Here is a 16,168-nt window from a genome sequence, read left to right as displayed (position 1 = left end):
GACAACGCCCTGAGGAGGAGATACATGGGTACTGCTGAACCGTTATCGCAGGCAGGCTACGCAGAGGCAGTAAAAGCTCCCGGCAGAAAGCGCAAGAACAAGGGAGAAACCAATTTAGCCGGTTATCTGTTCATTTCCCCGTGGCTGCTCGGATTTTTTCTGCTGACGCTATGGCCCATCGCGCAATCTTTCTACTTGTCCTTCACGGACTATTCGCTGCTGGAAGCGCCCGTCTGGACCGGAACGTCCAATTACGCCAACATATTCTCCAATGACGCGACCTTCACCAAATCGCTGAGCGTGACGTTCGTCTTCGTGCTGATCTCGGTTCCGTTGAAGCTGTTCTTCTCGCTGATGGTCGCGATCGCCCTCTCCAGGAACATTCGGGGGATGAACCTCTACCGGACGGCGATCTACTTTCCGTCGCTGATCGGAGGCAGCATCGCGGTGGCCGCGCTTTGGCGCAACATGTTCGGCCTGGACGGGTACGTGAACCAAGTGCTGGCCTGGTTCGGCATTCAAGGCGTCGGCTGGATCACGAATCCGGATACGTCGCTCGGGACGCTGATTCTGCTCAATACGTGGCAGTTCGGCTCGACGATGGTCATCTTCCTGGCGGGGCTCAAGCAAATTCCGCAAGAGCTGTACGAATCCGCCTCGGTGGACGGGGCCGGGCGCTTCCGCAAATTCGTCCGCATCACGCTTCCCATGCTCTCGCCCGTCATGTTCTTCAACCTGGTGCTCGGCGTCATCGGCTCGTTCCAGACCTTTACCTCGGCCTTCATCATCACCAAGGGCGGTCCGATCAATTCGACGTACGTCTACGCGCTGTTCCTCTACGACAAAGCGTTCAAACATTACCAGATGGGCTACGCGTCCGCGCTCGCCTGGATCCTGCTCGGCATCGTGGCCGCGCTGACCGTCCTGAATTTCCTGGCCTCGCGCTACTGGGTATTCTACGAGTCGGATGGGGGGAAGGCCAAATGACCACGCTGCGGGGCAAGCTGTCCAACCATTTGTTCTTGACCGTCTTCTCGCTCCTCATGCTGTACCCGGTCATCTGGTGGGTCGGCGCTTCCTTGAAGAAGACGGTCGAGCTCGGGCTGCCCACGATCTGGCCTTCGACGCCGATGTGGGAGAACTATAGCAAGGGCTGGCATTTCTCCGGCGACTACACCTTCGCGCATTTCTTCGGCAACACGCTCCTGATGGAGCTCGGCAACGTCGCCGGCGGCGTGTTCACGGCGGCGCTCGTGGCGTACGGGTTCAGCCGGCTGCAGTTCAAGCTTCGCGCGTTCTGGTTCTTGATCCTGCTGCTGACGATGATGCTGCCCGGCCAGGTGACGGTGGTGCCGCAGTATATCCTGTTCAACAAGCTCGGCTGGGTCGACAGCTACGTGCCGCTGGTGCTGCCGCATTTCTTCGGCGGCGGCGCGTTCTTCGTCTTCCTGCTCGTGCAATTCATCCGCGGCATCCCGCGCGATCTGGACGAAGCGGCCAAGATCGACGGCACGTCCGTGTACGGCATATTCTTTCGGATCATCCTGCCGCTGATCAAGCCCGCGCTCGTCACGGTCGCGATCTTCACCTTCATCTGGAGCTGGGACGATTTCTTCGCGCAGGTGCTGTACATCAGCTCCGTCGACAAATTTACCGTGGGGCTCGCGCTGCGCATGTTCATCGACCAGTTCGACATTCAATGGGGACAGCTGCTCGCGATGTCCTTGCTGTCCATCACGCCTTCCGTCATCATCTTTCTGTTCGCCCAGAAGTACTTCGTCGAAGGGATCGCCACGACCGGTCTGAAAGGGTAGCGAATCATGAATCGAATTCGAGAGGGGATTGCGAGTTATGCGCAAAAAAAGATCATCGGTTCTGGCCTTGACGGGGTTGACGCTGCTGCTTGCGGCGACGGCCTGCAGCAATAGCGGAGGAGGAAACGGCAACGGCAATGGCAACGACGGCGGCAGCGGGAACGTGGCCGGCGCCAACGAAGGCGGCGAGACGAAAGCAGCCGATCCGATCACGCTCGGCATGATGTGGTGGGGCACCGACGAACGCCACGAAGCGACCAAGAACGCGCTCGCGCTCTACGCGAAGCAGAACGCGGGCGTCGCCTTCAAGCCGGAATTCATGGCGTGGGACGCGTATTGGCAGAAGCTGCCGACGCTGGCGGCCTCCAAGACGATTCCGGACGTGCTGCAAATGGATGCCGCTTATATTCAGGAATACGTCGCCAGAGGGCAGCTGGAGGATCTGTCCGACATCGACTTGAGCGGAATCGTGGATCCGAATGTCGTGGAGAACCTGAAGATCGGCGGCAAGCTGTACGGCATTCCGCTCAGCCAGAACGCGCAAGGCATTGCGTTCAACAAAGCGGAGCTGGAGCAGTACGGCATTGCGCTTCCGCAGAAGAACTGGACGTACGACGAGTACTTCCAATGGGCGAGGGATGCCCGCGCGAAACTGCCGGAGGGCAAATATCCGATCGGCGACTCGACGGACTGGGGCGGCTACAACATGTATCAGACGTCGATGGGCAAAGACCCGGTCATGGCCGATGGCGGCAAGAAATTCACGCTCGATAAGGACTTGTTCATGACTTACTACAAGACGTACGAGGAGTTCCGCAAGGCCAAGATCGTACCGCCGGCGGAAAAGGGCGCCGCCTTCCTCGAGAACGACCCGCAGGCGGATCCGATGGCATCCGGCGTGGTCATGACGCGGGGCGCGACGACCGGCTCGGTAAGCGCGCTGGAGCAGTTGATGCCCGGCAAAGTGGGCGTCGTGAACATGCCGACCGGTCCATCCGGGGGCGGCTGGGCGCAATCGACCATCTTCCTGAGCGTCAGCGCCAATTCCAAGCACAAGGACGAGGCCAAGCGGTTCCTGCGCTGGTTCATCACGGACAAGGAAGCCGGCAAGACGCTCGGGCTGACGCGCGGCATTCCGATCAATCCGGACATCTACAAGGACCTGGAGCCGACGCTGGCGGAGAAGGACAAGCTGGGCAAAGAAATCTACGACCTGTCGGTCGAGAAGGCGCTGCCGTTCTATTCGGCCGCGGCCGGCTTCTCGGAATGGGTGGACACGTACAATAAAGAGATGCAGGCCGTCACGTACGGGCAGCAATCCATCGAGGACGCCTATGACAAGATCAATAAGATGGGCACGGAGCTGGCGGCGAAGGCCGGATCCTAGGCGCGGCGGGCGCCGAATCCGGGCATAACCGACGGGCCGGGGATGGACGGCAGCGCGCGGTTCGGCGCTGCCGTCCATCCTCTAAGCATAGAACGAACCCTTAACGAGAGGAGCAGCATGCATGCAGCTTGCGGAATTTTTCTCTTCCCAGCCGTCCCAGTTGTGGCAGCTCGCGAAGCAGATGAACGTCAATCACGCCGTCGGAGGCCTGCCTTGGGAGGAGAAGACCGAGAAGCCTTGGGACCTGATGCCGCTGATCCGGATGAAGCAGCGGTATGCGGACCATGGGCTGACGCTGTCGGTCATCGAGTCGATGCCGCCCAGCAATCACATCAAGCTAGGCACGCCGGGACGCGAGGAAGAGATCGAGACCTTCCAGAAGTTCTTGATCAACATGGGGGCGGCCGGCATCCCGGTGCTCTGCTACAATTTCATGGCCCAGTTCAACTGGTTCCGCACGTCGACGACGACGAACACGCGGGGCGGCGCGCTCGTCTCCAGCTACGATCACAGCCTGATGAAGGACGCGCCGCTGACGGAGGCGGGCATCGTGACGGAGGAGCGGCTGTGGGAGAACCTGCACTATTTCATGGAACGGATCGTGCCGGTCGCGGAGGAAGCCAAGGTCAGGCTGGCGCTGCATCCGGACGACCCGCCGATCACGCCGATCCGCGGCGTCTCCCGCATCCTGCGGAGCGCGGCCGCGCTGCAGCGCGCGATCGATCTGGTGCCGAGCGCATACAATGGCATCACGCTCTGCCAGGGGACGCTCGCGACGGCCGGGGACGACATACCGCGGGCCATCCGCGAGTTCGCCAAGCAGGACAAATTGTTCTTCGTCCATTTCCGGGACGTGCGCGGCACGCCGGAGAAGTTCGAGGAAACCTTCCATGACGACGGAAAGACGAACATGCTCGAAGCGATGAGGACGTATTACGAGGTCGGGTACGCCGGACCCGCGCGGCCGGATCACGTGCCGACGATGGCCGGCGAGAATAACGACAATCCGGGCTACGAGCTGCTGGGCAGACTCTATGGCGTCGGGTATATCAAAGGATTAATGGAAGCCGCGGCGGCAGGGTAGGGAAGCGGGCCGTCCCTTCAGTCAAGTTGGCTGAAGGGACGGTTTTTGTTGTGCGTATGCTGGTGGGTTTGGCCGCAAGGGCGGAGACCCGGCAGATCGCCGCCGCAAGGCCGGCGGCAGCCAGCCATGGTCAAGTAAAGAAAACCGGCCCAGCTGTCGGCTGACAGCCGGGCCATCTATCGAGACGCCTACGGCGAAAACCCCCTTCGGTCCATGGACCGAAGGGGTTTTCGCGCCGCGCCGGAGTTACCGGTCAGCGCCCGCCTCAGCTCCAGAGCCGGTCATTGGAATAATGCTTGTTCCACTGCTCCGTCGGCGCCCACAGCTCCGGCATATCCGGGTGCAGATGCTGCGCGAGCAACTCGTCGTTCAGGTCGTCGATCCCGAGGCCGGGCGCGTCCGTCATCGCGATGAAGCCGTTCTGCACGAGCTTCTTCGGCAGCTTGGCGCCGATGACGATGTCGTCCCACCACTCGACCTCGCAGGAGTGGTACTCGAGCGCGAGGAAGTTCTCCGTGGCGGCGGCCACATGGGCGGCCGCCAGGCAGGCGATCGGGCTCTCCGCCATGTGGATGGCCATCGCGACGCCGTGATCCTGCGCCATATCGCCGATCTTCTTCGTCTCCAGGATGCCGCCCGCCGTCAGCACGTCGGGATGGATGACGGAGACGCCGCCGGCCTCGAGCAGCGGCCGGAAATTTTCCTTCAGGTAGATATCTTCGCCGGTGCAGACCGGCGTCGTTACCGCGCGCGCCAATCTCGCATATTGCTCCGTGTACTGCCAAGGAATCATGTCTTCCATCCAAGCCAGGTTGAATTTATCGATGCGGCGGCCGAGCTTGATGCAATCCTCGAGTCCGATGTGGCCGAAATGATCGATGGCGAGCGGCACCTGGTAGCCGATCACCGCGCGAACGTCCGCCACGTATTGCTCGAGCATATCGAGGCCCGTCTCCGTGACGTGGATGCCCGTGAACGGATGCGGGATATTGTAGATGTCGTAATGGCGGTTGGCGATGTCCCGGATCTGCTCGGCCGTCATGCCGTCGAAGTTCTGGTTGTACCGGTTCCTGGATTTCTCCCGCATCTCTTCGAGGAAGCCGAGCGGCGCGCTCAGAGTCCCGGGGAGATGGATCAGCTGCCCGATGCCGAGATCCATCTTGAGGAACGTGAAGCCGTCGTCCATCCGTTTCTTCAGCGCTTCGCCCATCGCCGTGCCGGTCGCCTTGTCGACGACGTCCGTATCGCAGTACATGCGGATTTTGTCGCGGAACCGGCCGCCCAGCATCTGATAGACGGGCACGCCGTAGGCTTTGCCGGCGAGATCCCACAGCGCGATCTCGAGTCCGCTTACGCCGCCCCCTTGACGGGCATGGCCGCCGAATTGCTTGATCCGGCGAAACAGCTTGTCGATGTGGCAGGGGTTCTCGCCCAGCAGCCGGCTCTTGGCGATTTGCGCGTAAACCTTGTCCGCTCCGTCTCGGACTTCGCCGAAGCCGACGAGCCCTTGGTTGGTGCAGACCTTGATCAGGCTGCTGTGGAACGGCGCGCCGACGATGTCGGTGAAGCGGATATCGGTGATGCGGAGCTCCGTCGGGGCCGAATGCGTATTTACGCGGGCAAGCGCGTCTTCGTAGGCTTGCTTGTTCGTCATTTCGTGCATCCCTCCTATGCTGGATGCCGGCGGTCCGATCGCGGGAAAGCGCCGAACGGCCGGATAGGACTTCGTTCTCTTCCGATGCGGAAGATGACCATTGCCTCTTAATCTTAGTGAACCGGACGAGAAGGGGCGATGCCGTAAAGTTATGATTTCGTTTGTTTTTTTGAGAGGTCTTCCCGGCTGTCTAGTTCCCTATCGGAGCGGGCGCGCGCCGCGGCCGGTCCGCCCTATGCATCGCGGCGGCCGCGCCGCTTATCCCTCTTTACGGCCTTGGAATCTCTTTCGCATATTCATTGCCTGGCGGAAGTATATATGAAATCAGATTGGCTAAGACTTTTAATTAGAAGGCAGGTGAGACTCATGACTAGAAACCAAGAAAGCCAATGGACGGAACAACAGGATCTGCTGCTCGGTCAAACGATACTCACGCATATGGAGAATAACGGGACGCAGCTGGAAGGATTTCAGGCAGCCGCCCTCATATTGCAGCGCACGCCCGCGGCATGCGGGTTCAGATGGAATAAAGAGGTGCGCAAGAACTTTAGCGAGCAATTGAAAAGGGTCAAAGAGAAAAAAGCCGAGATCAAAGGGCTTAAACCTCATCGCGAGGTCCGCGAAAAGCGCAGCTCGCCGGCGCAGTCGCAGGACGTGGTCGCGCAAGTCACGCAGCTGATCGAGCAGCTCGTAGCGGAAAACAAAGAATTGAAGGTGCAGGTAGACAAGCGCGACGGCGAGATCGCCAAGCTCACGCACGTGCTGCAAAGAGCCAGGGAAAGCATCGATTTCTCCGAAACGCTGCCCGGCGCGAAGCGGAAAGCCTTGAAGGCGGACGCTTGACTCCCGAAGCCGGCGTAAGCTCGTCCTCTCTTTCGGATTCGGGGATTTTTGATTTGTGTTCGCATAGGAGCAATGAAGGAGCCGATCGCGCGACGGCTCCTTTTCTGTTACAGTAAAATGGCGGAGCGTCCTTCCTGTTTCTAGGAGGACGAATCTCCCGAGGAAGGCGGAAGATCCGAATTATTACGATGTCCGAGTCTATCGGATGCGGACAGCCAAAGGAGAATACATGCTAACGAGCCAACAATTGCTGGCGATCGAACGATTGCAGCGCGCGTGCGAAGACCACGACGGAATACAACTGAAGCTTAACTGGGAAATGCTGAGGCAACGCGGCTCCGACGAGCAGCTCGATTTTCTGCAGGAAGAGAATGGCGAGCTTATCGCTTTTCTGGGCCTGTATCCGTTCGGTTCCACCGTCGAAGCATGCGGCATGGTGAAGCCGGGCGAACGACGCAAGGGGCATTTTCAGCGGTTATTCCGGCAAGGCATGGACAAGGCTATCCAATACGGGTACCGGAATATCTTGTTGAATGCGCCCGCGGGCTCGGAGCCGGCAAAAGCGTTCCTGCGTAAACAAGGCGCCGAGTATGCATTTTCGGAGCATCAAATGGTTTGGCGGGAACAGCCCCTCGAAGCAGCGGACGATATCGTCCTGCGGCAGGCGACGGCAGCCGATTACGAGATGCGCGTGCGCTTAACGGTTGCGGCGTTCGGCGTGAACGAGGAAGACGCCAGATCGGTGGAGAGCAGGGACTTCGCCACGAACACGGATATGCTCATGATCGACGCGAACGGAGAAACGGTCGGGAAAATTCGGGTGAGCCGGGAAGCGGGGCAAGCGTGGATTTACGGCTTTGCGATCTTGCCGGCGCATCAAGGCAAAGGGATAGGCAGGAAGGTGCTGCGCCGGGTCATTAAAGAGCAAAGCGCGGCGGGATACTCGGTGCACCTGGAGGTCGAAACGAAAAACGACCATGCGCTTGGGCTTTACGAATCGGTCGGATTTCGAGCGGTGCATGCGCAGGATTACTACAGGTACCCATGCGAATGAGAACGGATGCCGGAAGAGGCGAAAGCGAGAAACGTTGCGAAAGGAACGAGGTATGAAAATCGGTCGACTCCTTGGCGCGGGCAATACCGCGAGCGTCTATGAATGGGGCATCACCGAGGCGATCAAGATTTTGCATGATCCGATCGGCGGCTTTCATGAAGCGGCGAAGGAAGCCCGCAATGCGGAGATGATTAATGCCCGCGGTCTTAGAACGCCCCGCTTTTCCGGCATGATCCAATACGAAGGGAAATCGTGTCTGATCTACGAGAAGGTCGAAGGGCCGACGATGCTTGCCTCTATCATGCCGACGACATTATCCGTGTCTCGCCACGCCAAGCTGATGGCGCGACTTCACGATGAGCTGCATCGGGTTAAGATCGACATCGCCGCCAATTTAAAGACCGAGCTGTCGAAGGCTATTCAGATGACCGAGGTAATCACGGATCAAGAGAAGTCGCAATCCATCGAGAGCCTTGAAGCCTTGCCTGACGGAAGCGCGTTATGCCATTATGATTTTCATCCCGGAAATATCATTCTTTCCCCCGATGGGCCCGTAATGATCGATTGGTTGAACGCGTTGGTCGGAAATCCGTACGCGGACGTTGCCCGAACCTTTATGCTGATTAACGCGCATGCGCTGCCTTCGAATGCTCCCGCGTGGTTAAGAAAGCGGGAATATCGGGAGCTCTTCGGCGAAGCCTATATAGCCGAATACGCGAAACGGTCGGCCATGGACCGAAGCGATCTCGAAGATTGGTTTGTGCCTACATTAGCAGCCCGGCTGAGCGAGCTGAGGGGCGAGGATCAATGCGAGACATTGCTTCAATTGCGATCGCGCTTGGGCAGGTGACCGTTGCGTTCGCGAAATGTAACAGGATTGAAATCCAATTTTCATCTCATTTTAATGAAGGACGCCTATAATAGAACTCGACCCCCTTTAAAATATACACTTTAGACCCGCAGCCCGTTGCTGCGGGTCTCTTTTTTTTGCAATTCGCGCATCGGGTAGTATAGTGGAATCGAGGGATACGGAGAGAATAGTCGACCGAAGGAGTGGTGGAATTGGCGCGCGCGTTATTTATCAACGGCGGATCCGAAGGACATATCAACCCCACGATCGGCGTGGTGCGGGAGCTTGTTTCCCGCGGCGAGGAGGTCGTGTACTTCTGCGCGGAAGCTTATCGGGCGCGCATGGAGAAGGCGGGAGCCGCGGTACGGACATTCGACGGGCAGCGGTTCATCCAAGCCTTCGTCTCGGGCGGCAGATCGTACCTGCTCGAAAGAATCAACGGCTTGCTGCTCACGGCGGATGTCATTATCCCGAGCGTGCTTGAACAGATCGAAGGCGAGCGTTTCGATTACGTCATCCATGATTCCATGTTCGGCTGCGGTCGTATGCTTGCTCGGCTGCTTGAGCTTCCGTCCATCAGCTCATGTACGTCGTTCGCGCAGACCGAAGCATCGTTCGACCGGCTGATGCAGGCGTCCTTTGCGACGGTTCCCGCGGATATCGCGACACCGATCCAAGAGCGCTACGACAGCCTGACGGCCATGGCGAAGGAAAAATACGGCGCGGACATCCGCTCTCCGTACGAAGCGTTTTGCAATCCCGCGCCGCTTACGATCGTGTATACGACAAGGGAGTTTCAACCCGGCGGGGATGCGTTCGGCCGCACGTACAAATTCGTCGGGCCGTCCATCTCTTCGCGATTCGCGCAAGCCGGCTTCGACTTAAGCGCTATCGAGGGGAAATCGCCGATTTACGTTTCATTGGGGACGGTGTTCAACCAGGCCGTCGAATTCTATCAACGCTGCTTCGAGGCATTCGGGAACACGGAGCATACGGTCGTCATGTCGGTCGGGGAGCGAACCGCGATCGCGGATTTGGGGGAGATACCCGGCAATTTCATCGTGTCCAATTACGTGCCGCAGCCGGATGTGCTGCAAGCCGCGAAATTATTCCTTACGCACGGCGGCATGAACAGCGCCCACGAAGGACTCTATTACGGGGTCCCGCTGATCGTGATCCCGCAAGGCGCGGACCAGCCGATCGTTGCCGCGCAGGTCGCCAAGACGGGAGCGGGCATGCGCTTGCAAATGGAGGGCTTGACTGCCCGGCAGCTGCGCGAAGCCGCGGAGCTGGTATTGAGCGATGCCGCTTACAAGAACGCCGCGGCCGCGATCGGGGAATCCTTTCGGAGATCGGGCGGGTATCGGCAGGCGGCGAACGAGATCTTAGAGTTCGGCAACACCGCTCGCAGCTAAATAGCTCCCCCTATGCAACCGGACATGCAGGAACGGAAAAGCTTTGAAAGCGCGGTTCTCCTTCCCGCCGGCCGACCGCTATAGATGAGAACCATAGAAGAACTGATGAGCGGATTTCTCGTAACGCTCGTTCTTGGCGGAGATCACGGTATCCTCGTCGTGCGACTGGATGATCATCGCGGAATCGATGAGCTCGCCTTGCTTCCAAACCGATATGGCTCTTGTGAAAATACGCATTCTTTCGAAATCGGCATGCGTGAGTAAAGGCCGCAATTTTGGCATAGGTACCTCCGGGAATGATGGTTGACAACATTTACAGGCATTAAACAGGATAGTCAAGACTTGATTTGCATATGCCTTCGCATTAAAATGGGAACAGGTGTTCTTTTCTCTACGGAGGTGCTTGTATGAGTTTATCACAAAAAAGCCTGGAAATTGCCTGTTCGATCTTAAATTATACCGCCAAGCGCGGCATGTATCCGACCGTGGACGAGATTCGCAACTTTGTCGGCCTGCGGGAGCGAGCCACCGTTTACGCGCATCTGAACGAGTTGCAGGAAGAAGGCGTCGTAGATTGGGAGAACGGGGAGTCGAGAACGTTGAAGGTACTCCAGACCGATTATGTCGCGGGCGAATACGATCGGCTGCTGAAGGAGAAGAAAAACGATTATATATACAGGTAAGCCGTGGACACGATCGCTTATCCTGCGAGGAGAGTCAGGTGATGAACAGCATGCTTTCGATTCATGGGCGTCTGGCCGGATTCCATTCACGATACGATCCGGGGGAGCCGCTATGAAGGCGCAGCTTGCCGTCGAACTAGCGGCGCGCGACTCGTATTCCCGCTTGGTCGCCTATATGGCGGCGCGTTCGCGCGACGTGGCCGCGGCAGAGGACGCGCTCTCGGATGCTTTCCTGGCCGCGCTTGAGACCTGGCCGCGAACTGGCGTGCCGGACAAACCGGAGGCATGGCTGCTGACCGCGGCGCGGCGACGGCTGATCGATGGCGTCCGTCATGCGAGAATTCAAGCCAAAGCCATACCGGACCTGATCGCGATGTCGGAAGCGGAAGAGCTGGCGTACTCCGAGATCGCGTTTCCGGACGAAAGGCTCAAGCTGCTGTTCATCTGCGCGCATCCGGCCATCGATCGGGCGGCGCGAACGCCGCTCATGCTTCAGACCGTGCTGGGACTGGACGCTTCGCGCATCGCCGCCGCATTTGTCGTGCAGCCTTCTACGATGGGTCAGCGGCTCACCCGGGCAAAATCGAAAATTCGCGATGCCCGCATCGCCTTCGAGCTGCCCGAGGCCAGCGACCTTCCGCAGCGGCTCGATGCCGTATTGGAAGCCATATACGCCGCCTACGGAAGCGGCTGGGACGACGTGAAGGGGGCCGATTCGCGCCGAAAGGGCTTGGCGTCGGAGGCGATTTATTTGGGCCGGCTGCTTGCGAAGCTGATGCCTAACGAACCGGAAGTACACGGACTGTTGGCGCTTATGCTGCATTGCGAAGCCCGCCACGATGCGCGGCGCGCTCCCGATGGAACCTACATTCCGCTTTCCGAGCAGGATGTCGGGCACTGGTCCGTCGCTACCATCGAAGAAGCGGAGCGGTGCTTGAACCGCGCCGCGCAAGCTCGGCGAATCGGACGCTTCCAGCTCGAAGCCGCGATCCAGTCGGTACACGCCCAACGGTTACTGACTGGCCGTACGGAATGGGAAAGCATCGTTATCCTGTATGCGGGACTCGTGCGATTTGCGCCGACGATCGGCGTGCGCGTCGGTCAAGCCGCCGCCGTTGCCGAGGCGGTCGATGCCGCGAGCGGACTCGCATTGCTCGAAGCCATTCCGGCCGAGGCGGTCAAGAACTATCAGCCCTATTGGGCGCTTGCTGCCCACCTGTTCAAGGTCATGCAGCGATTCGAGGAGTCCAAAGCAGCCTATGGGCGGGCGATCGAATTGTGCGGGGACTCGGCGATGCGCGATTTTCTGGGGGTCCAAGCAGCGCGAATGTAGGCTGCGGCGGCATTGACTCGGACAAAGTGAACCTACTAACTTACTGCGCAAGGGAGAAGGATACGATGAGCGAGCGACTGCCCTGCCAAACCCCTGGCTGCGCGGCAACCATTCTATCTGTCACCGCTACTAAGACGGGCGGGATCTGCATGCCGTGCCATCAGAAGAAGCTTGCGTCGGAGAAGCGGGCTTACATCGTGCAGCATCGGCAGGATATTGATCGATACGCGGGGATAACGGATCCGGTCGAGATTCTGATCTTCATGCTATCCGCCGTGAGCTATCAGCAGACGTGAAAGCTTAGTCTGCAATCTCCTGAAGCCAAAGGAACGCGTCTGGATGTCGAGAAACATCTGAGGTACTTTACCGGCGCCATGATCGCGCCGGAGGCTTCCGCACCAAGAAGACAAGACCGCCATCGGACTTGTCTTCTTTAATCTAACGGCTGGTTGCAAGCTCGGCACTACGCCCAGTCATTGCCCCACTTCTTCAATTCGTGCAAAATTCCGTTGAACGCTTCTCCCTTGCGGCTCAAATGGTATTCGACGGTAGGAGGAACCGTCGCGTACACCTCCCGAATCACGACTTCATGCTCTTCCAGATGCCGCAGCGTTTCCGTCAGCGATTTGGAACTGATGCCGTCGATCGAGGCCTTCAGCTCGCTGAATCGTTTTTTGCCATGAAAGAACAGCTCGCGAAGAACAAGAAAGGACCATTTGCCTCCAATGATCCGCAGCGATTTTTCGATCGAACATTCGTAAATTTCAGCTTGATCCATCATGCGCTTCCTCCAATCAAGTAAGGGGATGTTCAAGTGGAATTCTACTCCGACTGAAGAATCTCCTGCACAAAGGTCACCTTATGGTTACAAACTATGGTCAAAGTGCGTACTATCGGCATCGCTCCATATCCGATATGCTAGTAGCAGGTCATCCATAACAGGAGGTTCGCGATGTATACCAGGAGTTTGGGCAAGACGGGTATCGAGGTGGCTGAAATCGGCTGCGGCGCTTGGGCAATCGGCGGGGATGCTTGGGGGCCGGTTGACGATAAGCAGTCTCTGCGAGCGATGGAAGAAGCGGTCGCGTGCGGGGTTACCTTCATTGATACCGCGGATGTTTATGGCGATGGCAGAAGCGAGAAGCTGGTTGCCCAGCTGATTCAAGGCAAGAGAAGCAAGCTGGTTATCTCGACCAAAGGCGGACTATTGGGACATCATCGGAATCCGAACGGGGCGGCGGTCTATGATCGTCCGGATAAAGTCATCGAAGCTTTCGAGAACAGCTTGAAGAGGCTCGGGACGGATTACATCGACGTCTACTTCTGCCACCTCTGGTGGGATAAGCATGAGGAAACGGAAGCGTTCATGGCGGCCTTCGATCGGCTGAAGCAAGACGGTAAAGTTAGGGCGGTCGGCGTGTCTACCGAGAATTTAGACTATATCAAGCATTTTAACCGAGACGGCGGACTGGATGCCGTGCAGCTGGATTACAGCATCTTGAACCGTTCCACGGAACAGGAAGTTTTGCCTTATCTGCAGCAGCAGGGGATTGGCGTGGTCGTGCGCGGTCCGCTCCGCATGGGGCTGTTGACTGGAAAATTCCACGCGGGCACGGAATTCGCGGAAGGGGATATTCGCAGATTTTGGCCGCATGAAGCGTGGTATGCCCAGGATCTCGCAAAAGTCGATGCGCTCAAGTCGCTTGCTAACGAGAATCGTGCCCTTTCGCAGGTGGCGCTGCGTTTTGTATTGAACCATCCGGCCGTGTCCGTGGCGATACCGGGCGCGAAGACGGCGAAGCAGGCGGCATCGAATGCGTTGGCGTCAACGCGTCCTTTATTATCCGCTGATGACGCAAGACGGATCGATCAACTCTAGGCGATAGAACGAATGGAGGTCTATTCGAATGAAAGTACTGGTAACCGGAGCATCGGGCAATGGCGGACAAGCGGTATGCCGCGCGCTGCTGCAGGACGGCCATACCGTTCGCATGGCCGACGTCATGCCGACGATGGCGGCGGATTTAAGACAAGCGGAGTTCGTTCGTTGCGATTCGCGAACGGTCACGGACGTTCAACGCGCGGTTAAAGGCATGGATGGCGTCATCCATTTGGCGGCTTGGCATTGCGCGCATCAACCTCCCGTCAGCGACGATACGATCTTCGCCGTCAACGTGGACGGGACGTACAATGTGTTCGAAGCGTGCCGCCAAGAAGGGATCCGATCCATCGTGTACGCTTCATCGATGGCTTACGGCTGGGGGTCCGTCTATGGCGTGAGCAAGGTGATTGGCGAAGAACTATGCCGCTCGTATCAGGAGATGACCGGGGCTTCAATCGCGATGCTGCGGTATCACGAATTTATCCCGCGGCCTTATTTGGAGTTTGGCGCTCGATTGCTGCGCAACGGCGTCGACCGCCGGGATATTGCGTCTGCCACCGTCATGGCGCTAACCGCCGCAGACCGCCGAGCGTTCAAGCTGTTCAAAACCATCGTACATACCGACCACGGCATGCCGGAGCCGGTGAAAAACGACTTCGCCCGGCTTGGACCCGACTGGTGCGAACAAGAGGTTCCCGGGGCGCGAGCGTTGCTCGATAAATACGGGATTGCGCTGCCCGAGCAGGTGGAACAACATGATCTGTCGGAAGCGAAAGCCGTGCTGGGATGGCAGCCGCAGATCGGGTTCGTGGATTTTCTGAAGGATCTGAAATCAAGGGATGAGCGGGGCCTCGACGTGAGCGGGCTCTTCGTTCCGTCCGAACTTCCGCAGGATTTATAACCTTTCAGGACCATCGCGAACATCGGCGATGGTTTTTTTTGCGCTGTCAGAAATAAATCCTCTTCATCTCAATCGAGGATTTAGGTATCTTATAGTCGTGAGTAAGGAGGAGGGAGCGTCAGTGAACAATTTCTCGATAAAGTCTAGTGCGCCGTATGCCTTGAATTACATGATCTATCTTCAAAACGCAGGCATCGGCACCAGGGAGAACGAGCGAAAATTCCCCTCTCTCGATAGTTCCCGTTGGGGGCTTATCGAAGGGCAGTCCTTCCGTGATGCGTATCAAGACGTATGGGCGGAGACGACTCGGCGGATAGCGCTGCACTTTTTTACGGTAAGCAACGGTTTATTGGAAGCGGAACAGGAGCTCATGCTGCGTTTATTTAAAGCCGACCGACAGGGAGCGGAAGGCTTTGCGGAAAGCAACAGGTCGTTTCATGCCTGGTTTACGAGCTTTGCGGGACTGATTACGATCGAAAGAGCGGCGGATTCGATCCTGTATGACGAGATGAAGATCTATGAAAAGCTATCGGCGAGGATCAAGCTTCAAGAGAAACAGGAATTGCTTATCAGCCTCATCTATGATGAGTGCACGTTGGGAACGGATGATGATTGTTCGTGGCATTCCGTTATTTCGTTGCGGGACATTCATCTACATAAGAACGAGCTCGTCTCAAAAATTGCGGAAAAATGGAACGCTGGCGGCAGTTGACTCGAGAAAACTGAATATCCAATCTGCGAAGGCAGCCGATCGATTAAAGGGGAGTAGAGGGGGTACTACAAAAGTTAGCACTATTTGATCCAAGGAGGGCGGAGTTATAATCCATGTAACTTGACATGACAAGTTAACCTTCAAGTTTGGCACGAATTTATGTTGAGGAAGTGGCGGACACGATGCGGTTTGTGAACTTTGTATGCTTGTTGACGGGCTCGTTTATCTCCTGCTGTGTGTCTTGATCGAACAGAAAATAAAATCCTTCCTCCGCTATCCCTTATACCCGATAATCTGTGCGCTGGCTTTTGTAATACCTACTTCAATCATTCTAGCAAGTCATGGCGGCGGGAGCATGATTTTGCCCGAAGCGCGGCTATTTATCATTCTGTTTGTCTCGACCGGGGTATCTTTTGGTTTGGGGTTTGGTGTCGTTTCAAAAATATTAGATAAAAGATAGTGTTGAGGGGGGCCTCTGGCTTTACGGTTGACTAAACCCGAACATCAAAAAAGAACCTGGACAGAAGGATCCGGTTCTTGAGATTGCATATAAACA

The 16,168-nt window shown here is 57.5% G+C and carries 17 protein-coding genes; 14 read left to right on the top strand and 3 right to left on the bottom strand.

What is annotated here, in order from left to right; translation table 11 throughout:
• Positions 1 to 24 precede the first annotated feature (24 nt).
• The 4 genes from GT019_RS12235 to GT019_RS12220 all read left to right on the top strand — a co-directional run bounded on the left by GT019_RS12235 (position 25) and on the right by GT019_RS12220 (position 4,285).
• Positions 25 to 987 (top strand): carbohydrate ABC transporter permease, encoded by a 963-nt coding sequence (locus GT019_RS12235; RefSeq protein WP_161743431.1) that lies wholly within the window; start codon positions 25 to 27, stop codon positions 985 to 987.
• On the top strand, positions 984 to 1,814 hold the full coding sequence (locus GT019_RS12230) for a carbohydrate ABC transporter permease (RefSeq protein ID WP_161743430.1): 831 nt from the start codon (positions 984 to 986) through the stop codon (positions 1,812 to 1,814). Before GT019_RS12235 ends, GT019_RS12230 begins: the two co-directional genes overlap by 4 nt.
• A 37-nt stretch (positions 1,815 to 1,851) precedes the next feature.
• Positions 1,852 to 3,201 (top strand): ABC transporter substrate-binding protein, encoded by a 1,350-nt coding sequence (locus GT019_RS12225; protein WP_161743429.1) that lies wholly within the window; start codon positions 1,852 to 1,854, stop codon positions 3,199 to 3,201.
• Positions 3,202 to 3,322: 121 nt separating this feature from the next.
• A complete protein-coding gene (locus tag GT019_RS12220; RefSeq protein WP_161743428.1) occupies positions 3,323 to 4,285 on the top strand; it encodes a mannonate dehydratase in 963 nt (320 codons plus the stop codon).
• A 265-nt stretch (positions 4,286 to 4,550) separates the two neighbouring features.
• Here the strand turns inward: GT019_RS12220 and GT019_RS12215 are convergent, their stop codons facing one another.
• Positions 4,551 to 5,939, bottom strand: a complete 1,389-nt coding sequence (locus tag GT019_RS12215; RefSeq protein WP_161743427.1) for a mandelate racemase/muconate lactonizing enzyme family protein — start codon at positions 5,937 to 5,939, stop codon at positions 4,551 to 4,553.
• A 366-nt stretch (positions 5,940 to 6,305) separates the two neighbouring features.
• Between GT019_RS12215 and GT019_RS12210 the strand changes: the two genes are divergently transcribed.
• The 4 genes from GT019_RS12210 to GT019_RS12195 all read left to right on the top strand — a co-directional run bounded on the left by GT019_RS12210 (position 6,306) and on the right by GT019_RS12195 (position 10,101).
• Positions 6,306 to 6,782, top strand: a complete 477-nt coding sequence (locus GT019_RS12210) for a hypothetical protein (RefSeq protein ID WP_161743426.1) — start codon at positions 6,306 to 6,308, stop codon at positions 6,780 to 6,782.
• Positions 6,783 to 7,011: 229 nt separating this feature from the next.
• The gene (locus GT019_RS12205; protein ID WP_161743425.1) at positions 7,012 to 7,836 is read left to right on the top strand and encodes a GNAT family N-acetyltransferase; all 825 of its coding nucleotides are present in this window, start codon (positions 7,012 to 7,014) and stop codon (positions 7,834 to 7,836) included.
• Between the two features lie 52 nt (positions 7,837 to 7,888).
• Positions 7,889 to 8,686, top strand: a complete 798-nt coding sequence (locus tag GT019_RS12200; RefSeq protein WP_161743424.1) for a phosphotransferase — start codon at positions 7,889 to 7,891, stop codon at positions 8,684 to 8,686.
• A gap of 212 nt (positions 8,687 to 8,898) precedes the next feature.
• Positions 8,899 to 10,101, top strand: a complete 1,203-nt coding sequence (locus GT019_RS12195) for a macrolide family glycosyltransferase (protein WP_161743423.1) — start codon at positions 8,899 to 8,901, stop codon at positions 10,099 to 10,101.
• Positions 10,102 to 10,179: 78 nt separating this feature from the next.
• Here GT019_RS12195 and GT019_RS12190 read toward each other — a convergent pair whose 3' ends face one another.
• Positions 10,180 to 10,338 (bottom strand): hypothetical protein, encoded by a 159-nt coding sequence (locus GT019_RS12190; protein ID WP_161743422.1) that lies wholly within the window; start codon positions 10,336 to 10,338, stop codon positions 10,180 to 10,182.
• Positions 10,339 to 10,508: 170 nt separating this feature from the next.
• Between GT019_RS12190 and GT019_RS12185 the strand changes: the two genes are divergently transcribed.
• From GT019_RS12185 to GT019_RS12175, 3 genes are all read left to right on the top strand, one after another.
• The gene (locus GT019_RS12185; RefSeq protein ID WP_161743421.1) at positions 10,509 to 10,784 is read left to right on the top strand and encodes a LexA family protein; all 276 of its coding nucleotides are present in this window, start codon (positions 10,509 to 10,511) and stop codon (positions 10,782 to 10,784) included.
• Between the two features lie 112 nt (positions 10,785 to 10,896).
• Positions 10,897 to 12,117 carry an RNA polymerase sigma factor gene (locus GT019_RS12180; protein ID WP_161743420.1) on the top strand — a complete coding sequence of 407 codons (1,221 nt, stop codon included), beginning with the start codon at positions 10,897 to 10,899 and terminating at the stop codon, positions 12,115 to 12,117.
• 65 nt (positions 12,118 to 12,182) lie between these two features.
• Positions 12,183 to 12,413: a hypothetical protein gene (locus GT019_RS12175; RefSeq protein WP_201755356.1), complete on the top strand. Its 231-nt coding sequence runs from the start codon at positions 12,183 to 12,185 to the stop codon at positions 12,411 to 12,413.
• A gap of 167 nt (positions 12,414 to 12,580) precedes the next feature.
• Here GT019_RS12175 and GT019_RS12170 read toward each other — a convergent pair whose 3' ends face one another.
• A complete protein-coding gene (locus GT019_RS12170) occupies positions 12,581 to 12,895 on the bottom strand; it encodes a winged helix-turn-helix transcriptional regulator (RefSeq protein WP_161743476.1) in 315 nt (104 codons plus the stop codon).
• A gap of 174 nt (positions 12,896 to 13,069) precedes the next feature.
• On the opposite strand from GT019_RS12170, the gene GT019_RS12165 reads away from it, so the two are divergent.
• The 3 genes from GT019_RS12165 (at position 13,070) to GT019_RS12155 (ending at position 15,612) form a co-directional block, all read left to right on the top strand.
• Positions 13,070 to 13,996 carry an aldo/keto reductase gene (locus tag GT019_RS12165; RefSeq protein WP_161743419.1) on the top strand — a complete coding sequence of 309 codons (927 nt, stop codon included), beginning with the start codon at positions 13,070 to 13,072 and terminating at the stop codon, positions 13,994 to 13,996.
• A 28-nt stretch (positions 13,997 to 14,024) separates the two neighbouring features.
• Positions 14,025 to 14,900 carry an NAD-dependent epimerase/dehydratase family protein gene (locus GT019_RS12160; RefSeq protein WP_161743418.1) on the top strand — a complete coding sequence of 292 codons (876 nt, stop codon included), beginning with the start codon at positions 14,025 to 14,027 and terminating at the stop codon, positions 14,898 to 14,900.
• Positions 14,901 to 15,021: 121 nt separating this feature from the next.
• The gene (locus GT019_RS12155) at positions 15,022 to 15,612 is read left to right on the top strand and encodes a hypothetical protein (protein WP_161743417.1); all 591 of its coding nucleotides are present in this window, start codon (positions 15,022 to 15,024) and stop codon (positions 15,610 to 15,612) included.
• Positions 15,613 to 16,168 lie beyond the last annotated feature (556 nt).

It is taken from the genome of Paenibacillus glycinis (assembly GCF_009909185.1).
Classification (GTDB): Bacteria; Bacillota; Bacilli; order Paenibacillales; family Paenibacillaceae; genus Paenibacillus_Z; species Paenibacillus_Z glycinis.
This window is presented reverse-complemented; position numbering and strand designations above follow the sequence as displayed.